This window comes from Yersinia sp. 1252 StPb PI (assembly GCF_048593885.1).
In the GTDB taxonomy this organism is placed as follows: domain Bacteria; phylum Pseudomonadota; class Gammaproteobacteria; order Enterobacterales; family Enterobacteriaceae; genus Yersinia; species Yersinia enterocolitica_E.
The window spans coordinates 1-1,918 of the sequence record NZ_JAZGQE010000337.1 but is presented as its reverse complement, the minus strand read 5'-3'; the positions used below and the strand labels follow the sequence as shown (position 1 = coordinate 1,918).

The window sequence follows — 1,918 nt, the reverse complement described above, 5'->3', positions numbered from 1 at the left end:
ATCCCCGTATGGTCTATCACTCTTTATCCCTTCTATTAAATGCCAGCCATTAATCTCATTCGAGTATAACTCACACAGAACATCTTATAATTTGATGCTAATCTCAATCCTTATTAAGACATTGCATAACTTGCAGCCACGCTGTTTCTGTTTCTTTTCCCAGTTGTTGGAATACCTGTCGTAACAGTTGCATTTGTGTCTCTGTTAATTGAGATTCAAGCTTTTTACCGGCGGGGGAGAGAGATAACTGCCGCACTCTTTGATCATATTCGGCGGTGGTAACCGTGATTAGCTCCATTTTAACTAATTGTTTTAATGGTGCATTAAGCGCTTGTTTGCTGATTTTCAGAATTCCCAACAAGGCATTGATGGCGATATCAGGATTGTGTCCGACAAAGTACAGGATGCGGTGGTGAACCCGACCTAATCCTCGCTGAGCCAGTAATTTATCCGGTAGTTCAGTAAATGTCCGATAACCAAAATAGAACTGTTCGATGGCTTGATGCAGTCGTTGGTCTTCCTGTTGCGGGACGTTTTTGGAGGTTGCCATCGGATTTTTATCACAAATTAAAAAATAATTAGGTCAATACTATTGACGTAATCAGCCGTCCATTTTACTGTCCATAAAGGTCAAATATGTTGACCTTTATGGAAGGACTGCCATGAATAAGACTGTAGTGGATCAGAATAATCGATTCTCCTCACGGCTGCACGATCTTCACCCCTCGCCTATACGGGAAATACTCTCTGTTATTGAACGGCCTGGGNNGATCTCATTTGCTGGCGGGTTGCCTGCGGTTGAAAGTTTCCCGCACTTGCACCTGGAAGGAATGCCGCAATCGATGTTGCAATACGGGGCCAGTGAAGGGGAAACGGAATTGCGCAGGCATATTGCGCAGAATTTATGTAGGCGCGGTTTATCTTGCACTGAGGAGCAGGTCCTGATTATTTCAGGCTCGCAACAAGGAATTGATCTGGTCGCTAAATTATTTATTGATGCAGGAACACCTGTCGCTGTTGAGTCGCCCACTTATTTGGCAGCATTGCAGGTATTTCGGTTCTTCGGGGCACAGTTTGTGGCTTATGATTCGGCACAACCTGATATTGATAAACTCAAAACAGAAAAGCCCGCTTTTGCTTACAGCATCCCAACTTTTCAGAATCCAAGTGGTCACTGTCTTGATAGTAAACAGCGGGCCACATTAGCAAAGGCGTGTGATGACCTTATGTTGCCGCTGTTTGAAGATGATCCCTATCATGACCTGGTCTATGATCCGTGTGAGCGAAAGCCGGTATGTGCCTTATTACAGCACGCACCGTGGATTTATCAGGGGTCCTTTTCTAAAAGTTTATCCCCGGCATTGCGGTTAGGCTATCTGGTTGCTTCGTCAGAGTTAATTCCTTATCTGACACGGCTAAAGCAGGCGGCTGATCTACACAGTAGCCGAATCAGCCAATGGCTGGTATTGCAACAGCTACGTGCCGCCAATCATGCTGAACATATGGACCAACTGGCCACATATTATAAGAGTCGTCGTGATGCATTTGAGATCTCTTTACAACGCCATTTTGGTTCTCTTGCCACTTGGGAGAAACCTGCCGGTGGGTTATTCTTCTGGCTCACACTTAATCATTGTATTGATACTCGTAAACTATTGCCTAAAGCACTCGAAAAAAATATTGCATTTATGCCGGGCGAATCGTTCCTGCCATATCCGTCAGAGGGCTGTGGCCAGTTACGACTTAACTTCAGTCATGCAACAGAAGAACAAGCTGATATTGGTTTACAGACATTAGCTGCTTTGGTGAGAGAAGATTGTTAATATTCTAAAATAGCTTACAAATAGAGTGGCGAGAGCCGCAATAATAGAGAGAATTAATTAATTGGCGGGAATCTTTCCCGCCAATATATTTTTGT

2 protein-coding genes are annotated in these 1,918 nt (G+C 44.1%); one reads left to right on the top strand and one right to left on the bottom strand.

Annotation, left to right across the window (positions count from 1 at the left end; translation table 11 throughout):
- Positions 1-103: 103 nt before the first annotated feature.
- Positions 104-550, bottom strand: coding sequence for a MarR family winged helix-turn-helix transcriptional regulator (locus tag V2A85_RS23325; protein WP_083159106.1), 447 nt, complete (start codon positions 548-550; stop codon positions 104-106).
- Between the two features lie 112 nt (positions 551-662).
- Between V2A85_RS23325 and V2A85_RS23320 the strand changes: the two genes are divergently transcribed.
- On the top strand, positions 663-1,823 hold the full coding sequence (locus V2A85_RS23320; protein WP_420072514.1) for a PLP-dependent aminotransferase family protein: 1,161 nt from the start codon (positions 663-665) through the stop codon (positions 1,821-1,823).
- Positions 1,824-1,918: the final 95 nt, after the last annotated feature.